The organism is Variovorax sp. 10N412 (assembly GCF_056394985.1).
Genome location: NZ_JBFTIO010000002.1, coordinates 72,797 through 89,832, shown reverse-complemented (window position 1 = coordinate 89,832; position 17,036 = coordinate 72,797). Strand labels below are relative to the sequence as shown.

17 protein-coding genes are annotated in these 17,036 nt (G+C 69.8%); 13 read left to right on the top strand and 4 right to left on the bottom strand.

Translation table 11 applies throughout. From position 1 onward, the window contains the following. Positions 1–36: 36 nt before the first annotated feature. Both AC1DJH_RS05935 and AC1DJH_RS05930 read left to right on the top strand, forming a co-directional pair. Complete coding sequence (locus tag AC1DJH_RS05935) at positions 37–1,335, top strand: MFS transporter (RefSeq protein ID WP_478185055.1); 1,299 nt, start codon at positions 37–39, stop codon at positions 1,333–1,335. 151 nt (positions 1,336–1,486) lie between these two features. Further along, positions 1,487–1,645, top strand: coding sequence for an HHHH-motif protein (locus AC1DJH_RS05930; protein ID WP_435486967.1), 159 nt, complete (start codon positions 1,487–1,489; stop codon positions 1,643–1,645). 45 nt (positions 1,646–1,690) lie between these two features. On the opposite strand, the gene AC1DJH_RS05925 is transcribed toward AC1DJH_RS05930, so the two are convergent. Beyond that, positions 1,691–2,320 (bottom strand): pyridoxamine 5'-phosphate oxidase family protein, encoded by a 630-nt coding sequence (locus AC1DJH_RS05925; RefSeq protein ID WP_478185054.1) that lies wholly within the window; start codon positions 2,318–2,320, stop codon positions 1,691–1,693. After that, entirely contained in the window at positions 2,317–3,510 is a 1,194-nt protein-coding gene (locus tag AC1DJH_RS05920; RefSeq protein ID WP_478185053.1) for an MFS transporter, read from the bottom strand. Before AC1DJH_RS05920 ends, AC1DJH_RS05925 begins: the two co-directional genes overlap by 4 nt. A gap of 78 nt (positions 3,511–3,588) precedes the next feature. Here AC1DJH_RS05920 and AC1DJH_RS05915 point away from each other — a divergent pair, with 78 nt between their 5' ends. Further along, positions 3,589–4,476, top strand: coding sequence for a LysR substrate-binding domain-containing protein (locus AC1DJH_RS05915; RefSeq protein WP_478185052.1), 888 nt, complete (start codon positions 3,589–3,591; stop codon positions 4,474–4,476). A gap of 24 nt (positions 4,477–4,500) precedes the next feature. On the opposite strand, the gene AC1DJH_RS05910 is transcribed toward AC1DJH_RS05915, so the two are convergent. Continuing rightward, complete coding sequence (locus tag AC1DJH_RS05910) at positions 4,501–5,358, bottom strand: NmrA family NAD(P)-binding protein (RefSeq protein ID WP_478185051.1); 858 nt, start codon at positions 5,356–5,358, stop codon at positions 4,501–4,503. 117 nt (positions 5,359–5,475) lie between these two features. Between AC1DJH_RS05910 and AC1DJH_RS05905 the strand changes: the two genes are divergently transcribed. Beyond that, positions 5,476–6,420 carry a LysR family transcriptional regulator gene (locus AC1DJH_RS05905; protein WP_478185050.1) on the top strand — a complete coding sequence of 315 codons (945 nt, stop codon included), beginning with the start codon at positions 5,476–5,478 and terminating at the stop codon, positions 6,418–6,420. A gap of 90 nt (positions 6,421–6,510) precedes the next feature. Beyond that, the gene (locus AC1DJH_RS05900) at positions 6,511–7,731 is read left to right on the top strand and encodes an MFS transporter (protein ID WP_478185049.1); all 1,221 of its coding nucleotides are present in this window, start codon (positions 6,511–6,513) and stop codon (positions 7,729–7,731) included. Positions 7,732–7,740: 9 nt separating this feature from the next. Here AC1DJH_RS05900 and AC1DJH_RS05895 read toward each other — a convergent pair whose 3' ends face one another. Continuing rightward, on the bottom strand, positions 7,741–8,667 hold the full coding sequence (locus tag AC1DJH_RS05895; RefSeq protein WP_435440260.1) for a LysR family transcriptional regulator: 927 nt from the start codon (positions 8,665–8,667) through the stop codon (positions 7,741–7,743). A gap of 241 nt (positions 8,668–8,908) precedes the next feature. Here AC1DJH_RS05895 and AC1DJH_RS05890 point away from each other — a divergent pair, with 241 nt between their 5' ends. Genes AC1DJH_RS05890 through AC1DJH_RS05855 form a run of 8 tightly spaced genes read left to right on the top strand, consistent with a single transcriptional unit; the run spans position 8,909 to position 17,020 of the window. After that, positions 8,909–9,700 carry a 5-oxoprolinase subunit PxpA gene (locus tag AC1DJH_RS05890; protein ID WP_478185048.1) on the top strand — a complete coding sequence of 264 codons (792 nt, stop codon included), beginning with the start codon at positions 8,909–8,911 and terminating at the stop codon, positions 9,698–9,700. A gap of 45 nt (positions 9,701–9,745) precedes the next feature. Continuing rightward, a complete protein-coding gene (locus AC1DJH_RS05885; protein ID WP_478185047.1) occupies positions 9,746–9,994 on the top strand; it encodes an acetyl-CoA carboxylase in 249 nt (82 codons plus the stop codon). A 4-nt stretch (positions 9,995–9,998) separates the two neighbouring features. Next, on the top strand, positions 9,999–11,414 hold the full coding sequence (locus tag AC1DJH_RS05880; protein WP_478185046.1) for an acetyl-CoA carboxylase biotin carboxylase subunit: 1,416 nt from the start codon (positions 9,999–10,001) through the stop codon (positions 11,412–11,414). Then, positions 11,411–12,322 (top strand): 5-oxoprolinase subunit B family protein, encoded by a 912-nt coding sequence (locus AC1DJH_RS05875; RefSeq protein WP_478185045.1) that lies wholly within the window; start codon positions 11,411–11,413, stop codon positions 12,320–12,322. The genes AC1DJH_RS05880 and AC1DJH_RS05875 overlap by 4 nt, the downstream gene beginning before the upstream one ends. Then, positions 12,312–13,289 carry a 5-oxoprolinase subunit C family protein gene (locus tag AC1DJH_RS05870; RefSeq protein ID WP_478185044.1) on the top strand — a complete coding sequence of 326 codons (978 nt, stop codon included), beginning with the start codon at positions 12,312–12,314 and terminating at the stop codon, positions 13,287–13,289. The genes AC1DJH_RS05875 and AC1DJH_RS05870 overlap by 11 nt, the downstream gene beginning before the upstream one ends. A 55-nt stretch (positions 13,290–13,344) precedes the next feature. Continuing rightward, entirely contained in the window at positions 13,345–14,427 is a 1,083-nt protein-coding gene (torT, locus tag AC1DJH_RS05865; protein WP_478185043.1) for a TMAO reductase system periplasmic protein TorT, read from the top strand. Positions 14,428–14,471: 44 nt separating this feature from the next. After that, a complete protein-coding gene (locus AC1DJH_RS05860; protein ID WP_478185042.1) occupies positions 14,472–15,977 on the top strand; it encodes a sugar ABC transporter ATP-binding protein in 1,506 nt (501 codons plus the stop codon). Continuing rightward, on the top strand, positions 15,974–17,020 hold the full coding sequence (locus AC1DJH_RS05855; RefSeq protein ID WP_478185041.1) for an ABC transporter permease: 1,047 nt from the start codon (positions 15,974–15,976) through the stop codon (positions 17,018–17,020). Before AC1DJH_RS05860 ends, AC1DJH_RS05855 begins: the two co-directional genes overlap by 4 nt. Positions 17,021–17,036: the final 16 nt, after the last annotated feature.

The window sequence follows — 17,036 nt, the reverse complement described above, 5'->3', positions numbered from 1 at the left end:
GGCTCCACAAAACCTCTACATAACAGGAGACATGCAGTGAACCCCGTCGAACAAAGAACCATCTCGAAAATCAGCTGGCGGCTCTTGCCGCTGCTGATGGTCAGCTACTTCATCGCCTACCTCGACCGCGTGAACCTCGGCTTTGCCGGCGCGGCCATGTCCAAGGACCTGGGCTTCACCGCCGCCGTGTTCGGCAGCGCGGCCGGCATCTTCTTTCTCGCGTACTTCCTGTTCGAGGTGCCCAGCAACATGGCGCTGGAACGCTTCGGCGCGCGCCGCTGGATCGCCCGCATCATGTTCAGCTGGGGCATCCTGTCCGCGGCGCAGGCCTGGGTGGGTGGCTCGACCAGCTTCAACATCGTGCGCTTCCTGCTCGGCATTGCCGAGGCCGGGTTCTTCCCGGGCGTGATCTTCTACATCACGCTGTGGTTCCCGGCGGCCTACCGCGCGCGCATCGTGGGCTGGTTCATGTTCGCCATTCCGATCTCGACGGTCATCGGCTCGCCGATCTCGGGCTACATCCTCAACATGGACGGCGTCGGCGGCATGCACGGCTGGCAGTGGCTGTTCATCCTGGAGGCGATTCCCTCGCTCATCCTGACCTTCTTCATCCTGGCCTACCTGCCCGACGGCCCGAAGGACGCCAAGTGGCTCACCGACGAGGAACGCAGCTGGCTGCAGACCACGCTCCACTCGGAGCGCCGCAACCGCGAGTCGATCAACAAGATCTCGTGGAAGCAGTCGCTCCTGAACCTGCGCGTGATCGGGCTGGGCTTCGTGTACATGGGCATCACCGTGCCGCTGTACGGGCTGAGCTTTTTCCTGCCGCAGATCATCAAGGGCTTCGGCGGGCTGAGCAACGTGCAGATCGGCTTCATCAATGCCTTTCCGTACCTGGTCGGCGCCATCGCCATGCTGTTCTGGACGCGTGCCTCGGACGCCCGCAAGGAGCGCAAGTGGTTCCTGCTGATTCCGCTGGCCTGCATCTTCGTGGGCCTGGTGGCGGCCTCGCAGATCAGCGCGCCCATTCCGAAGATGGCCGCGGTGACGCTGGCCGCCTTCGGCATCTTCAGCGCATTGCCCACCTTCTGGACCCTGCCCACGGCCATCCTGAGCGGCACCGCGGCGGCGGCCGGCATCGCCTGGATCAACTCCATCGGCAACCTGGGCGGCTACATCGGCCCGACGATCTTCGGCGCGCTGAAGGACCGCATGGGCAACGACGTCTATGCGGTGGTGTTCCTGGCGCTGCTGTCGGTGGTGGCGTTCGCGCTGGTGCTGATCATCGGCCACGACGCGCGCACCGAGCAGTCCGCGGCGGCCGGCCGGGCCTGAGGGCGTCGCCGTCCGCCAGATCTTTCGCGAGATATTTCGCGACAAATTTGTAAACGGTCGTCATCTGAACGCGCCCTCGACTCGTTCTACGAGGGCGCCCGTTGAAAGACGCACCTCCCATCCCTCGATGTCATTGCTTAGAAAGAACCACATGAAGACCAAGCAGCTCATCCTCTCCAGCATCCTCGCTTTCGCCGGCCTCGCCGTGCTGGCCCCCAGCATTGCCTCGGCAGCGCCCAACCACCGCCCGCACAAGGTGTGCAAGTGGGACGCGCGCCATCACCACCGCGTGTGCCACTGGGTGCGTTGATCGCCCCGGCAGCACCCACTCAAGAGCCCGCGCCAGCGGGCTTTTTCAATACTGGGTCGAGCGTTGCCTCGCCGGCAGCTCCCTGTCATACGCCGCACCGTCGAACGCCGACTCGGTCAGCGCCGACAGAATGGCCCCCGGCGTGGGCACCTCGCGCCTGGCCTCCGGCGGCAGCGGCGCCCACAGCTTCGAACGCTGGACCGCCCGGGCGCACTGGAAGAACACCGTGTCCACGCGGATGCGGATCACGCATTGCGGCGGCTTGCCCTCCATGGCAAAGCGCGCCAGCAGCGCCGGCTCGACCGTGATCTGCGCCCTGCCGTTCACCCGCAGCGTCTCGCCCACCCCGGGAATCAGGAACAGCAGCGCCACGCGCGGGTCGGCCACGATGTTGCGCAGGCTGTCGATGCGGTTGTTGCCGCGCCGCTCGGGCATGAGCAGCGTCTTGTCGTCCTGCACCGCGACGAAGCCCGGCGGATCGCCGCGGGGCGACACGTCGAGCCCGCCCGGGCCGAGGGTGGCGAGCGCCGCGAAGGGCGATGCGGCAATCAGCGCCTGGTAGGCCGGGTGCAGGTACGGCACCTCCTTTTTCAGCGAGGCCTCGCCGGGCTGGCCGAACAGGGCTTCGAGCTGCGCGATGGTTTCGATGGCGTGGGAGGCATGCGACGGGGTCATGTGCTTCGTTCCTGGATGTTGACGGAGGGTTGCGACGCGCTCCGGCCGCAGGCCAGCGCCGTCAGCGCCAGCAGCAGCGCGGCCACGCCGTAGATCCACGGCGGCGACGCCACCGGCAGCAGCAAGCCGGCGATCAGCGGGCCGGTGCCGGCGCCGATGTCACGCCACACCGAGCGCGCCGCCAGCGCCTGCACCCGTTCGGGGCCGGGCGTGCGGCGGGCCACGATGGGCGGCAGCAAGGGCAGTTGCAGGGCGCGCAGCACCACGATCAGCGCCGCGCAGCTCCACAGCCAGCCCAGCCCGAAGCCGACCAGCGCAATGGCCGTGACCAGCGACAGCCACACCAGCAGCCGCTCGGCGCCGAAGCGCTCCGCCATGTGGCCGCCCACCGGGCTCAGCAAGATCTCCGCCAAATAGCGCAGCGCCATCAGCAAGCCGGCCACGATCACCGCGCCGCCCGGCATCAGGTCCTTGCCCAGGTACGACAGGCCGACGATGAAGAGCCCGTCGAGCGCCAGCCCTTCCATGAACGACCAGCTGTCGAGGCTGTTGGGCCACTTGAATCGCCTGGTGGGCTTGCTCACAGGATGCGGCACTGCGGGCAGCCGCCGCGTGACGAACCACGCGAGCAGCGAGAACACCGCGAGGATGCCGAAGACGGCGCGCGGCCCGCTCCAGTGCGCCAGCAGCGCGCCCAGCGGCAGCGCCAGCACCGGCCCCATGGCGATGAAGGCGCGCGAACGGCCGTTGCGCCGGGCCGCGCCCACCGGGTCGGCCGTGGCCAGCGCCTGGGTGGACAGATTCAGCGCCGCGAAGCACAGGCCCCAGGTCAACCGCAGCGGCAGCAGCGCCCAGAAACCCGACAGCGTGGCATAGCCCACCCCGCAGACCGCGGCCGCCAGGACGGCGAGGGTGCAGGTCAGCCGGTCGCCGTTGCGTGCATAGAACCGCGCCACGAAGCCGTAGCCCGCGATGCGCACCAAGCGGTTGGCCGCGAGCAGCATGCCGGCCTCGGCGAGCGTCACGCCGAACTGGCTGGCATACATCGGCAGCAGCAGGTACAGCACCACGTCGGCCGGCAGCGAAAGGCCCAGCGCCATGGCCGCGTGGCGCGAATTCAGGTCGGTGGATGTCGGGAGGACTGGGGGGATCTGGGGAATCGGCGGTGAGGCGGGTGTGGTGCTGGACATCGAGCCCCGATGGTGCGCCGCGCCACGCCCGGCTGACAAACGACATAAACGCCCGCCATGCGTGAGAAAATTGCACACATGCCGTCACCAGAGCCTCCCCTCAATGCCGTGCGCGCCTTCGCTGCGGCGGCCCGCCACCTGAGTTTCACGCGCGCCGCGGTCGAACTGCATGTCACGCACAGCGCGGTCAGCCGGCAGATCAAGAGCCTCGAAGGATTCCTGGGTGTGGCGCTGTTCGAGCGGCGTGTCCGGCAGGTCGCACTGACCGCGGAGGGGCAGCAGTTCTTCGCCGAGGTCGACCCCGCGCTGGCGCAGATCGGCGCGGCGGCGCGCGCGCTGCAGGCGCAAGGGGTGGCCCGCGCGGTGCGCATCAACGTGCGCCCCTCCTTTGCCGTGCGCTGGCTCATTCCGCGCCTGCCCTCGTTCGTCGAGCGCTTTCCGGACATCGAGCCGCAGGTGGTCACCAGCACCGTCATGCCCGAGCAGGCCACGGGCAGCTTCGACATCGCGGTGCGCCGCGGGCGCGAGGGCTGGCCGCCGTCCATCGCGCTGCGGCCCTTCCTGAAAGACGAAGTCATGGTCGTCGGCGCACCGGCGTTGTTCGATGCGCATCCGCTCGCGGACCTGCGCTCGCTCGCCTCGCACGTGCTGCTGTCGGCCAAGACGCGCAAGGACGACTGGGACGCCTGGAAGAAGCAGTTCGGCGCGCCGCGCGCGAGGCCGGCGGGCCGGCTGCAGTTCGACCACCTGCACTTCGTGCTGCAGGCCGCGGTCGACGGCCTGGGCATCGCGCTGGCGCCGACCTCGCTGGTGGCGCACGACCTGGCCTCGGGCCGCCTGCAGTCGCCGCTGCCCGCGCTGCGCATGACGCTGGACCGCTACTACTACGGCCTGGCGCCCGACGCCGCACCGGAAGCGGCGTACGTGGCCGAGTGGTTCGAGCACATGCAGGCTTCGGCCACCTGATCAGCCCGTCAGCCCGTCAGCCGGTCAGCCCGCCAGTGCGCGCAGCACCTGCGCCACGCCGACCGAGCCCTTGCGCACCGTCGCATCGCCGCCCTCGAAAGCGATCCAGCCCTCGTTGAAGCCGTCGAGCATCTGGATGCGCGGCACCGGGTCGCGCATGCCCTGCGCGCGAAAGATCGCGCCCCAGTTCTCGCGCGGCACCGCCTCGGCGCGCACGGGCCGGCCCAGCGCCGTCGACAGCGCGGCCGCAATGTCATGCTGGCTCAGCCGCTCCGGCCCTTCCAGTTCGACGAAGCGCGGCACGCTGCCCTCCTGCACCAGCAACTGCGCCGCGACCTGGCCCACGTCGGCCGTGGCGACCATGGGCACGGCGCGCTCCAGCGGCTGCAGGTAGCTCGAAAGCACCCCCTGCTCTCGCGCCTGCGCAATGTCCCAGGCCAGGTTCTCCAGGAACCACGCGGGCCGCAGAAAGCTCACCGGCAGCGGCAGCGTGGCCAGCGCCTCTTCCATCAGCGTGCGCTGGCTCAGCAGATTCGGCTGCGCGGCCTGGGCGCCGACGGTCGACAGGCACACCACGCGCGCCGGCCGGGCCGCGTCGAGCGCCTGCCGCACCGCGGCAATGACCGCCCTCGCCTCCGGGAAACCGGGCTGCGGGTCGAACTCCGAAGGCGGCAGCACGAAGGCGCCCGCCACGCCAGTGAAGGCGCGCGCCAGGGCTTCGGCGTCTTCCATGTCGGCCAGCGCGACTTCGCAGCCCTGGTCGGACCACAAGCGGCCCTTGGCGGCGTCGCGCACCACGGCGCGAACGGGCAGGCCCAGCGAGAGCAGATGGCGTGCGGCGGCGCCGCCGACCTTGCCGGTGATTCCGGTGATTGCGTACATGAGATCTTCCTTTTCGATGGCGATGGCTGGAATGCTAGAAACCGTTCGCCTTTGAGTAAAGCGACCTCAAGGCATATCATTCATGACACTGAATCACCAATTTCCGCACGACACCCGATGACTCTCGACGGAAGACTCCTCTCCAACGTCAGCGTGCTGGCCGCCGTGGTCGAAGGCGGCAGCTTCGCCAGCGCCGCCACGGCGCTGGGCCTCACGCCGTCGGGCGTGAGCCGCGCCATTGCCCGGCTGGAAGCGCGCATCGGCGTGCGCCTGTTCGACCGCACCACGCGTTCGCTGAACCTCACCGACGAAGGCCGGCTGCTCTACGCCAACATCAACCCGCTGGTGCTGGGCATCGAGGACGCGGTGACGATCGCGTCGGGCGCATCCGGCACGGTGCGCGGCCGGCTGCGCGTGAACACCGACGCCTTCACCTCGCGCCTGCTGCTGGCGCCCCACCTGCCGCGCTTTCTCGCGCTCTACCCCGAGCTGTCGCTGGAACTGGTCGCGCGCGACCAGCTCGGCGACCTGGTGGGCGAAGGCTTCGACATCGCCGTGCGCTTCGGCGAGCCGCCCTCGTCCTCGCTGGTGTCGCGCAAGCTGATGGACTCGCGCGTCGTCACGGTCGCGACGCCCGCCTACCTGGCGCGCCACGGCCGGCCCGCCAAGCCGATGGACCTGGTCGGCCACGCCTGCCTGCAGGTGCGCAACCCGGCCACCGGCCAGCCCTACGCATGGGAGTTCCAGCGCGGGCGCAAGCTGCTGAAGGTGCCGGCCACCGGGCGGCTGCTGCTGACCGACCCCGGCACCGTGCTCGCGACCACGCTGGCGGGCATCTGCGTGGCGCAGATCAAGGCCGTGGGCATCCAGCCGCAGCTCGACAGCGGGGAGCTCGTCGACCTGTTTCCCGACTGGCCCGACGAGCGCTTTCCGCTCTACGCCCTGTACCCGTCGCGCCACCTGCCGGCCGCGAAGGTGCGCGCCTTCATCGACTTCGTGATCGAGGCCACCGCACCACCACCAACGCCGTCGCCGGCGCGCAAGGCCAGGCCCCCGCGCTGACGGCGCGCGATGCTCGCAGGTCCGCAAACGGCCAGCGCGCATGCGGATGGAACCTGAAGATGGGTTTTTTCTCCAGCGCCCCTTCATCGCATGTCCACCGCCCTGCCCCGTCCTTTTCTTCGACTCGCGTGGTCCAACCTCGCGGCCCAGTCCGCCGAGCAGCTGAGCCTGGCGGCCGTGCCCCTGGTCGCGGTGCTCGCGCTCGGCGCGGGGCCGGGCGAGATCGGGTTCCTGGCGGCCGTGCAGACGCTGCCCTTCCTGCTGGTCTCCATGCCGATGGGCCTGCTCGCGGACCGCATGTCGCGCCGCACGCTGATGCTGGCGGCCGAGGCCTTGCGGGCCGTGTCGCTGCTGGTGCTCCTTGCGCTGCTGCTCGCGTCGCAGCTGGGCATCGGCTGGCTGGCGGTGCTCGGCTTTCTGGGCGCCGTGGGCACGGTCGGCTTCAGCGTTGCCGCGCCCGCGCTGGTGCCCTCGCTGGTGCCCCGGGCGTCGCTGGCAGCGGCCAACGGGCGGCTGGAGCTGGCGCGCAGCGCGGCGTTCACGGCCGGCCCGGCGCTCGCGGGTGCATTGGTGGCCTGGGCGGGCGCGCCGGCCGCGTTCGTGCTCGCGGCCGTGCTGTCGGTCGCGGCCGTGGGGCTGCTGTGGCGGTTGGCCGAAGCGCCGCGCGCCCCCGCCACGGGACGGCATCCGCTGCTGGAGTTGCGCGACGGCGCGCAGTTCGTCTGGCGCCACGCGCTGCTGCGCCCCATGCTGATGACCGGTGCGGTCTTCAACGTCTCGTGGTTCGTGCTGCAGGCCGGCTACGTGCCTTATGCGGTGCGGGTGCTGGGGCTGGGCGCGCAGGCGGTCGGCTTCACGCTGGCGATGTACGGCGCGGGCATGGTCGCCGGCGCGCTGCTGACCGCGCGTGTCGTGGCACGGCTGCCGTTCGGCCGCGCGATCCAGGTCGGGCCTGCGGTCGCGGTCATCGCAGCGGCGACCATGGCCGCCACGCTCGTGGTGCCGAGCGCCGCGCTGGCCGCGCTGTCGTTCTTCCTGTTCGGCGCGGGGCCGATGGTGTGGACCATCACCTCGACCACGCTGCGCCAGAGCGTCGCGCCGGCGACCATGCTGGGCCGCGTGTCGGCCGTGTTCCTCACGATCAACACCGGCGCGCGGCCTGCAGGCGCGGCGCTGGGCGGCGCGGTCGGTGCCGCGTGGGGCGAGCCGGCCTGCCTGCTGCTGGCGCTGGCGGGCTTCGTGCTGCAGGCCGCGATCATCTTCGCCTCGCGCATCGCGGCGCTGCACCGGCTGCCGGTGGCCGCTGCGTGAGCGGCGCCCTCAGGCGCGGCTGCGCACCTGCCGCGCCGACGCAGGCTCCAGGAACTGCTGGCGGAAGTACTCGCGAAACGCCGTCATGGCCGGCGAGAACTCGATGCCCTGCTTCCAGCCCAGCCCGATGTTCATCGTCGGCACCGTGTCGCGCAGGTTGATCGTCTCGATGCGCTTGCCCTCCAGCGACCAGGGCCGGTACACCATGTCCGACAGCACCGTCACACCCAGCCCGTTGGCCACCGTGCTGCGCACCGCCTCCACCGAGCTCGTGCGCAGCCGCACCTTGGGCTGCAGCGGCGTCTTGCTCCAGTACTTCAGCGCGGTGGCCGCGGCCTCGTCCACCGTGAGCATGATGTAGGGCTCGGCCGCCACGTCGGCCAGCGTCACCTCGGCCTTGTCGAGCAACGGGTGCTTGGCCGGCACCCACAGCCGGCGCGGCGAGCCGAAGAAGGTTTCGAGCGACAGCTCGCGCAGCACCACGTTCGACGTCAGCATCACGCCCAGGTCGTAGCGCTGGGTGATCAGCCCCTCCTCGATGGCCTCGCGCGCCACCTCGTGCACCTTCACCGTGACCTGCGGATGCAGCTGCTCGAAGCGCTGCAGGTGGTGCGGCAGGAAGTAGCCCAGCACGGTGTAGCTCGCGGCCACGGTGATGGAGCCCTCGACGCTCGCGCCCTCGTGCGGCATGCGCAGCGCCTCGTCGGCCGCGGCCAGCACCGCATAGGCATGGCTCAGAAAGCGCCGCCCCGCCTTGGTGAGTTCCACGCCGTGGGGATGCCGCTCGAACAGCTGCCGCCCCATCATGTCCTCCAGCTCGCGGATGGCCGTGGTCACGGCCGACTGCGAAATGTTGAGCTGCAGCGCCGCATGCGAAATGCGCCCGGCCTCGGCCACGGCCGAGAAGTACTTGAGCTGGCGCAGGGTCAGGGACATGGTGAAGGCTTCCCGGGGTGTATTGCGGGCGGTGCTGCCGGCAGCCGGCGCCAGGCGCAAACCCGATATCGCGAAATCGCGCCCCTCCAGCGTAGCGCCCCACCCGCCACATTGCAGCATCTGTTTTTCAGATACCGGGCCGCCTGAAAACAATGCTTTCCAGCACGAAGGCCGCTCACTAATCTTCGTTTCGTCCCGCATCGCCCTTTCGGCGGTGCCCACGAACCAAAGGCTGCGCTCCGTGAAGAAAACGCTGATCGATCTGAACTCCGACATGGGCGAAGGCTTCGGTCCCTGGACCATCGGCGATGGCGTCGACGAGCAGCTCATGCCGCTCATCACCTCGGCCAACATTGCCACCGGCTTCCATGCCGGCGACCCGAACATCATGCGCAGGATGGTCGCGCTGGCCCGGGAACACGGCGTGGCCATCGGCGCGCACCCGGGCTTTCGCGACCTGGTCGGCTTTGGCCGCCGCCACATCCACGCGCCGGCCGACGAGCTGGTCAACGACATGGTCTACCAGCTGGGCGCCCTGCGTGAATTCGCGCGGCTCGAAGGCCTGCGGCTGCAGCACATCAAGCCGCACGGCGCGCTCTACATGCATGCGGCGCGCGACGAGGCGCTGTCGCGCGCACTGGTCACGGCCCTGCAGCGGATCGAACCCACGCTGCGCCTGTTCTGCATGGAAGCATCGCTCACCTTCCAGGTGGCGCGCGACATGGGCCAGCCGGTGGTGCGCGAGTTCTATGCCGACCGCGACTACGACCTGAGCGGCGCCATCGTGTTCACCCGCCGCGTCGGCGCGCTCGACCCCGACGCGGTGGCCGCCAAGGTGCTGCGCGCCTGCACCGAAGGCCTGGTGCGCACCGTCGAAGGCAAGGATGTTGCTATCGGCTTCGATTCGGTCTGCATCCACAGCGACACGCCCGGCGCGCTGGCGCTGGTGCAGGCCACGCGGCGCGCGCTGGCCGACCACGGCATCCAGGTGGCCGGGCTGGCAGGGCTGGCCGGGCTGGCCGCCGCCGCGTGAGTTTTCTGCTTTCGTTCCCGTTCTTGTTGTTCCAGGAGTGCATCGATGTCCGCTACCCATGAAGTCCTGAGCCCGCTGCCGGGCACCTTCTACCGCCGATCGGCGCCCGATGCGCCGCCGTTCAAGGCCGAAGGCGACACGGTGGCCGTCGGCGACGTGCTGGGCCTGGTCGAGGTGATGAAGCAGTTCAGCGAGGTCACGGCCGACGCGGCCGGGCGGCTGGTGCGCTTCGCGGTCGAGAACGCCGATCCGGTCGACCCCGGCCAGGTGCTGGCCGTCATCGAGACCGCCTGAACCCATGACCGCCGCATTCGACAAACTGCTGATCGCCAACCGCGGCGAGATCGCGGTGCGCATCATCCGCGCCGCGAAGGAGCTCGGCCTCAAAACGGTCGCCGTGTACAGCGACGCCGACGCGCAGAGCCTGGCCGTGCGAATGGCCGACGAGGCCGTGCGCATCGGCCCTGCGCACGCCACCCAAAGCTACCTGAACGTGGACGCCATCCTGCAGGCCGCCGCCGACAGCGGCGCTGGCGCGGTGCATCCCGGCTATGGCTTTCTCTCGGAGAACGCCGCCTTTGCCGAACGCATCGAGGCCGCGGGCCTGGTGTTCGTCGGCCCCACGCCGCACGCCATTCGCACCATGGGCGACAAGGCCGCCGCGCGCGCCGCCGCCATGAAGGCCGGCGTGCCCACCGTGCCGGGCAGCGCGGGCGTGGTGAGCGACCCCGAGACGGCCGTCGAGGTGGCCAAGGACATCGGCTACCCGATCATGATCAAGGCGTCGGCCGGCGGCGGCGGGCGCGGCATTCGCGTGGCGCACGACGCGGCCGAGCTGCGCCAGCAGTTCGCCACCGCCACCGCCGAGGCGCAGGCCGCCTTCGGCAACGGCGAGGTGTACCTGGAGCGCTTCATCCGCCAGGCGCGCCACATCGAGGTGCAGATCCTGGGCGACGGACAGCGCGTAGTGCACTGCTTCGAGCGCGAATGCTCGTTGCAGCGCCGGCGCCAGAAGGTCTGGGAAGAAGCGCCCTCGGCCGCCATCGACGAAGCCACCCGTGCCGCGCTGTGCGAATCGGCGCTGCGCCTGGCCCGTGCCGTGGCCTACCGCGGCGCCGGCACGCTCGAATACCTGTACGACGACGACACGCGCGAGTTCTTCTTCATCGAGATGAACACCCGCATCCAGGTGGAGCACCCGATCACCGAGATGGTCACCGGCGTCGACCTCGTGAAGGAAATGCTGCGCATCGCGCTGGGCCAGCCGCTGCGCCTGAAGCAGGAGGACATTCGCCTGAACGGCGCGGCCATCGAGGTGCGCATCAACGCCGAGAACGCCGCGAAGAACTTCATGCCCAGCCCGGGGCTGGTGTCGCAGCTGGTGGTGCCGGGCGGCCCGGGCGTGCGCTTCGACACCATGCTGTATCCCGGCTACACCGTGCCGGCCTACTACGACTCGCTGCTGGGCAAGCTCATCGTGCACGACACCGACCGCGCCAGCGCGCTCGCCCGCATGCGGCGAGCGCTCGGCGAGCTCCAGGTGGAAGGCATCCACACGACGGTGGCGCTGCACCGCGCGCTGTGCGAGGACGCGGACGTCGCCCGGGCCGCCTTCCACACCGGCTTTCTGGAGACCTGGCTCGCGGAGAACCCGCTGGCCGATGCTGCGCCCCTCCCGCCCGTTGTCCAGCCAAGCCCGAAGGTGCCCGCATGACCGCCCACACCACACTCCCCGCGCAAGCCCGCTACAGCTTCGGCGGCGACGAGCACCTGTTCGTCGAGATCAGCGAGGACATGTCGCTGCCCGCCTTCTTCAAGGGCATGGCCATCTGCAACGAGCTGCGCCGCCGCGTGGACGCGGGCGAGATCGCGGGCGTCACCGAGATCTGCCCCGCCAACGCGGCCTACCTCGTGCGCTTCGACCCCGACCTGATCGTGCCCGACGTGCTGCTCGCCGCCCTGAAGGACATCGAGGCCGGCCTGGGCGATGCCGACCTGCACATGCAGACCCGCATCGTCGAGGTACCGGTGCTCTACAACGACCCGTGGACCCACGAAACGCTCATGCGCTTTCGCGAGCGCCACCAGGACCCGGCGAGCACCGACATCGAGTACGCCGCGCGCATCAACGGCCATGCCTCGGTCGACGCCTTCATCGCCGCGCATTCGGGCGCGCCATGGTTCGTGTCGATGGTCGGGTTCGTGGCCGGCCTGCCCTTCCTGTTCCAGATGGTCGAGCGCGAGCGGCAGATCCAGGTGCCCAAGTACCTGAGCCCGCGCACCGACACGCCCCGGCTCACGCTGGGCCACGGCGGCTGCTTCAGCTGCATCTACTCGGTGCGTGGCGCGGGCGGCTACCAGATGTTCGGCGTCACGCCCGCGCCCATCTTCGACCCGGCGCAGGGCCTGTCGTACCTGAAGGAGCTGATGGTGTTCTTCCGCCCCGGCGACATCGTCAAGTGGAAGCCCATCGACCGCGCCGAGTACGACCGGCTGGTGGCGCAGGTGGACGCCGGCAAATACACGCTGCGCATCGAACCCGTGTCGTTCTCGCTCGACGAATTCCTGGCCGATCCCGACGGCTACAACCGGCAGCTGCTGAAGGTGCTCCATGGCCATTGAAGTCCTCAAGCCCGGCCTCGCGACCAGCGTGCAGGACGCGGGCCGACCCGGCTACTACCACCTGGGCATTCCGCTGTCGGGCGCGCTCGACCAGCAAAGCCTGGTGCTGGCCAACCTGCTGGTGGGCAACGACGAGGGCGCGGCGGTCATCGAGAGCACGCTGCTCGGGCCCGAGCTGCGCTTCGACGCGCCGGCCATCGTCGCCGTGACCGGGGCCGAGGCCAAGGTCAGGCTCAACGGCGCCGAAGCGCCGCGCAATGCATCGTTCGCGGTGCAGGCCGGCGACACGCTGGGCTTCGACTTCATGAAGCTCGGCGCCCGCATGTGCATCGCGGTGGCCGGCGGCATCGACGTGCCGGTGGTGCTGGGCAGCCGCTCCACCTACGGGCTGGGCGCCTTCGGCGGCTTCAACGGCCGCAAGCTGCTGGCGGGCGACCGGCTGCCGGTCGGCGCACCCTCTTCCACGGCCAAGCCGGGGCGCAAGGTCGACGCTGCGCTGCTGCCGGTGCTTGCGAAGGAAGTGACCCTGCGCGTGCTGCCCGGCATCTACTTTCACCGGCTGCAGGAGGTGTCAGTGCGCAGCTTCTTCGCCGACACCTGGACCGTCGGCTCCGAGGCCGACCGCATCGGCTACCGCTACAAGAACGGCACGCCGCTGGCGTTCCTGGAACGCAAACCGCCCTTCGGCGCAGGCGCCGATCCATCGAACATCGTCGATGCGGGCTACCCCTACGGCTCGATCCAGGTGCCGGGCGGACGCGAGCCGATCATCCTGCACCGCGACGCGGTGTCGGGCGGCGGCTACGCCATGGTCGGCACCGTGATCAGCGCGGACATGGACCTCATCGCCCAGATGCAGCCCAACCACAAGGCGCGCTTCGTCGAGGTCGACATGGCCCAGGCGCTGGAAGCGCGCGCCGAGCGGCGACAACGCATCGCCCGCCTGCGGGCCGCGCTCGCGCCCTGAACCGCCGCCGCTTTCCCTTTTCCTTTTCTCTCTGTTGCCCACCTAGGAGTTCTTCATGAACAGCTCGCCCCTGCGCGTTTCCCTGATCGCCGCTTCGCTCGGCGCCGCCCTGCTGTGGCACACCGGTGCCTCGGCCGCCGACTGGTTTCCCTACAAGGCCGAGGCCACCGAGCCCGCCTTCTCGGCCGAGGGCGCCAAGAAGCCCATCGACTACACGCCGCTGGCCAAGGCCTCGAAGAAGTGGGACATCTGCGTGTCGTTCCCGCACATGAAGGACGCCTACTGGCTGGGCGTGGACTACGGCGTGATCGAGGAGGCCCGGCGCCAGGGCGTGAAGCTGCAGGTGGTCGACGCGGGCGGCTACACCAACCTCGCCAAGCAGGTCTCGCAGATCGAGGACTGCGTGGCGCGCGGCGCCAACGCGGTGATCATCGGCGCGATTTCAGGCGACGGGCTCAACAACGTCGTCAAGGCCACGGCCGCGAAGAAGGTGCCGGTGATCGATCTGGTGAACGGCATCAACTCGCCCGACCTCTCTGCCAAGTCGCTCGTGTCGTTCTACACGATGGGCCACTCGACCGGCGAGTACCTCGCCAGGAAGCACCCGGCCGGCTCGGCCGCGGTCAAGGTCGGCTGGTTCCCGGGCCCGGCCGGCGCCGGCTGGGTCGAGGCCGCGCACAAGGGCTTCATGGACGCGGTCAAGGGCAGCGCCGTGGTGGTGCTCGACCCCAAGTACGGCGACACCGGCAAGGAGGCGCAGAGCAAGCTGGTCGAGGACGTGCTCCAGGCCAACCCCGACCTCGCCTACGTGGCCGGCACCGCGGTGACGGCCGAGGCCGCCACCGGCATCCTGCGCTCGCGCAACCTCGAAAAGAAGGTTCAGGTGCTGTCCTTCTACATGACGCCGGGCGTGTATGACGGCATCCAGAAGGGCCGGATCGTGGCCTCCCCGGCCGACTCGATGGTGGTGCAGGGCCGCATCGCGGTCGACCAGGCCGTGCGCCTGCTCGAGAACAAGGACGTGGTGAAACACGTGGGCCCGAAGATCTTCGTGGTCGACAGCGGCAACATCAAGTCTGTGAAGCTCGACGACATCCTGCCGCCGCCGGGCTTAAAGCCGGTGTTCGAGGTCAAGTAGGCCTCGCCGTGTCGTCGGTCATTCCGCCGGTCATTCCGCCGCCCATGCAGCCGCTCCTTGTGCAGACCGTCGGGCTGGGCAAGCGCTATCCGGGCGTGCTGGCGCTCGACGGCGTGGACTTCGAGCTGCGCGCCGGCGAGGTGCACGTGCTGTTCGGCGAGAACGGGGCCGGCAAGTCCACGCTGATCTCGCTGCTGGCCGGCGCCAACGTGCCGACTTCCGGCGAGATCCGCATGCACGGAGCGCCGGTGTGGTTCTCCAACGTGCACGACGCGCGGCGCCACGGCATCAGCGCGGTGTTCCAGGAGTTCTCGCTCGTTCCCACGCTCTCGGTGGCGCAGAACCTGAGCCTGGGCGAAGAGCCGCGCAAGGCGGGCCTGCTCGACCGCGCCGGCGTGCGCGAGCGCGCCCGAACGATGCTGGCCGACCTGGGCTTCGAGATCGACGTGGACGCGCCCGTCTCCGGCCTGTCGCGCGCGCAGCAGCAGATGGTGGAAATCGCCAAGGGCCTGCGCGGCGAGGTGTCGGTGCTGATCCTCGACGAGCCCACCGCCTCGCTCACCGACACCGAGACACAGCGGCTGTTCGAACTGGTCGCGCGGCTGAAGGCGCGCGGCGTGGGCATCGTCTACATCTCGCACCGCATGCAGGAAATTGCACGGATCGCCGACCGCATCACCGTGCTGCGCGACGGCCGCAAGGTGACGACGGTGCAGGCCCGCGAAACCAGCGCCGACCGGCTGATCGAGCTGATGAGCGGACGCGCCATTTCGCAGATCTATCCGCACATCGCCAGCAACCCCGGCGAGGTGGTGCTGCAGGTCGACGGCCTGAGCTCGCCCAACGGCGTGCGCCGCGCGAGCCTCACGGTGCGGCGCGGCGAAGTGGTCGGGCTGGCGGGCCTGGTGGGCTGCGGCAAGTCGGAGCTGTTTCGCGCGATCTACGGGCTCGACGCGGTGAGCGAGGGCCGCGTGCTGTTCAAGGGCCAGCCGCGCACGGGCGCCAGGGTGCGCCAGTTGCTCTACGAGGGCCTGTTCTACCTGCCGCCCGACCGCAAGGGCGAAGGGCTGGTGCTCGGCTTCACGTCGCGCGCCAACATCACGCTGCCGCTGGTGCACGGGCCGCTGCGCGGTCGCGCCGGCTGGCTGCGCAGGCGGCTGGGCCGCAGGCTGTCGGCCACGGCGGCCGAGCGCGTGGAGCTCGCGCCGCGCAACCTCGATCGCCCGGTGGGCCTGCTCTCGGGCGGCAACCAGCAGAAGGTGCTGTTCGGCAAGGGCATGACGCGCGAAGCCGCGCTCTATGTGTTCGACGAGCCCACGGTGGGCGTGGACATCGGCACGCGCAGCGGGCTGTACCAGGTGATCCGCACGCTCTGCGAAAGCGGCGCGGCGGTGGTCGTCATCTCGTCCGACCTGCCCGAGGTGCTGCACCTGAGCCACCGCGTCTACGTGATGTGCCGCGGCGAAATTGCCGGCGAGCTGCAGGGCGATGCCATCCGCGAGAGCGCCGTGCTCAATCTGTTTTTCGGTTCCAGCGAAAGAAAGCCATGACTCCGTCTTCCACCGTTGCCGCCGCGGCGCCGACCCCTTCCGGCCCGGGCGGGCGTGCCCTCGGCCTGCTGCGCGACCTGTTCCTGAGGCTGGGCGTGCTGCCCTTCATGCTGCTCATCGCCTTCGTGGTGTTCAGCACGCTGTCGGACCAGTTCCTCACGGTGCAGAACCTGGTGAACCTGCTGCGCCAGTCGGTGTACCTGATCCTCGTGTCGATGGGCCAGATGCTGGCACTGGTCACGGGCGGCTTCGACCTCTCGGTGGGCACGGTGATGGCCATCACCTCGGTGGTCTCGGCACTCGCCATGCAGGCCTTCGGTGCCGCCCTGCCCGACGCGACCTGGGTGGTGGTGATTGCCGGGTGCGCCTGCGGGCTGCTCGCGGGCCTCGCAGTGGGCCTCGTCAACGGCATCGGCGTGGCGTTCATCGGTGTGTCGCCCTTCATCGTGACGCTGGGCGTGCAGTCGATCGGCTTCGGCTTTGCGCTGTATCTCACGGGCGGTGTGCCGGTGTCGGGCATGCCGGGCGCGTTCAGCGAGCTGTTCGGCTTCGGCACGCTGCTGGGCATTCCGATACCGATAGCGGTTACTGGCGTGTGCGTGGCCGGCATGGGCGTGCTCATGGCGCGCATGCCCACCGGCACGCACCTGCTGGCGGTGGGCGGCAACGCCAAGGCGGCGGCGCTCTCGGGCATCGACACCCGCCGTGTGCTGCTGATGGCCTACCTGCTGTGCGCCGGCCTCGCGGCCGTGAGCGGACTGCTGCTCACGGCGCGCGTGGAAACCGGCGAGGCCAACCTGGGCGGCACGGTGGCGCTGGAGTCCATCGCGGCCTGCGTGATCGCGGGCGTGAGCCTGCGCGGCGGCATCGGCCGCGTGCCCAACGTGGTGATGGGCGCCATCTTCATCGGACTGGTGCAGAACGGCATGAACCTGGCCAGCGTGGGCTCCTACCTGCAGATGGTGGTGCTGGGCGTGCTGCTGATCGTGGCCGTGGTGGCCGACCAGTTGCGCCACCGCATGGGCGCGCGCGCCAGCCAGTGAACGCCGCGCACCCGAT

Bases quoted from the DNA above. Each gene is read 5' to 3' on its own strand.
- AC1DJH_RS05930 (WP_435486967.1), top strand. From the start codon at position 1,487: ATGAAGACCAAGCAGCTCATCCTCTCCAGCATCCTCGCTTTCGCCGGC.
- AC1DJH_RS05885 (WP_478185047.1), top strand. From the start codon at position 9,746: ATGTCCGCTACCCATGAAGTCCTGAGCCCGCTGCCGGGCACCTTCTAC.
- torT (WP_478185043.1), top strand. From the start codon at position 13,345: ATGAACAGCTCGCCCCTGCGCGTTTCCCTGATCGCCGCTTCGCTCGGC.
- AC1DJH_RS05880 (WP_478185046.1), top strand. From the start codon at position 9,999: ATGACCGCCGCATTCGACAAACTGCTGATCGCCAACCGCGGCGAGATC.
- AC1DJH_RS05860 (WP_478185042.1), top strand. From the start codon at position 14,472: ATGCAGCCGCTCCTTGTGCAGACCGTCGGGCTGGGCAAGCGCTATCCG.
- AC1DJH_RS05855 (WP_478185041.1), top strand. From the start codon at position 15,974: ATGACTCCGTCTTCCACCGTTGCCGCCGCGGCGCCGACCCCTTCCGGC.
- AC1DJH_RS05915 (WP_478185052.1), top strand. From the start codon at position 3,589: ATGCCGTCACCAGAGCCTCCCCTCAATGCCGTGCGCGCCTTCGCTGCG.
- AC1DJH_RS05895 (WP_435440260.1), bottom strand. From the start codon at position 8,667: ATGTCCCTGACCCTGCGCCAGCTCAAGTACTTCTCGGCCGTGGCCGAG.
- AC1DJH_RS05905 (WP_478185050.1), top strand. From the start codon at position 5,476: ATGACTCTCGACGGAAGACTCCTCTCCAACGTCAGCGTGCTGGCCGCC.
- AC1DJH_RS05925 (WP_478185054.1), bottom strand. From the start codon at position 2,320: ATGACCCCGTCGCATGCCTCCCACGCCATCGAAACCATCGCGCAGCTC.
- AC1DJH_RS05920 (WP_478185053.1), bottom strand. From the start codon at position 3,510: ATGTCCAGCACCACACCCGCCTCACCGCCGATTCCCCAGATCCCCCCA.
- AC1DJH_RS05870 (WP_478185044.1), top strand. From the start codon at position 12,312: ATGGCCATTGAAGTCCTCAAGCCCGGCCTCGCGACCAGCGTGCAGGAC.
- AC1DJH_RS05910 (WP_478185051.1), bottom strand. From the start codon at position 5,358: ATGTACGCAATCACCGGAATCACCGGCAAGGTCGGCGGCGCCGCCGCA.
- AC1DJH_RS05900 (WP_478185049.1), top strand. From the start codon at position 6,511: ATGTCCACCGCCCTGCCCCGTCCTTTTCTTCGACTCGCGTGGTCCAAC.
- AC1DJH_RS05875 (WP_478185045.1), top strand. From the start codon at position 11,411: ATGACCGCCCACACCACACTCCCCGCGCAAGCCCGCTACAGCTTCGGC.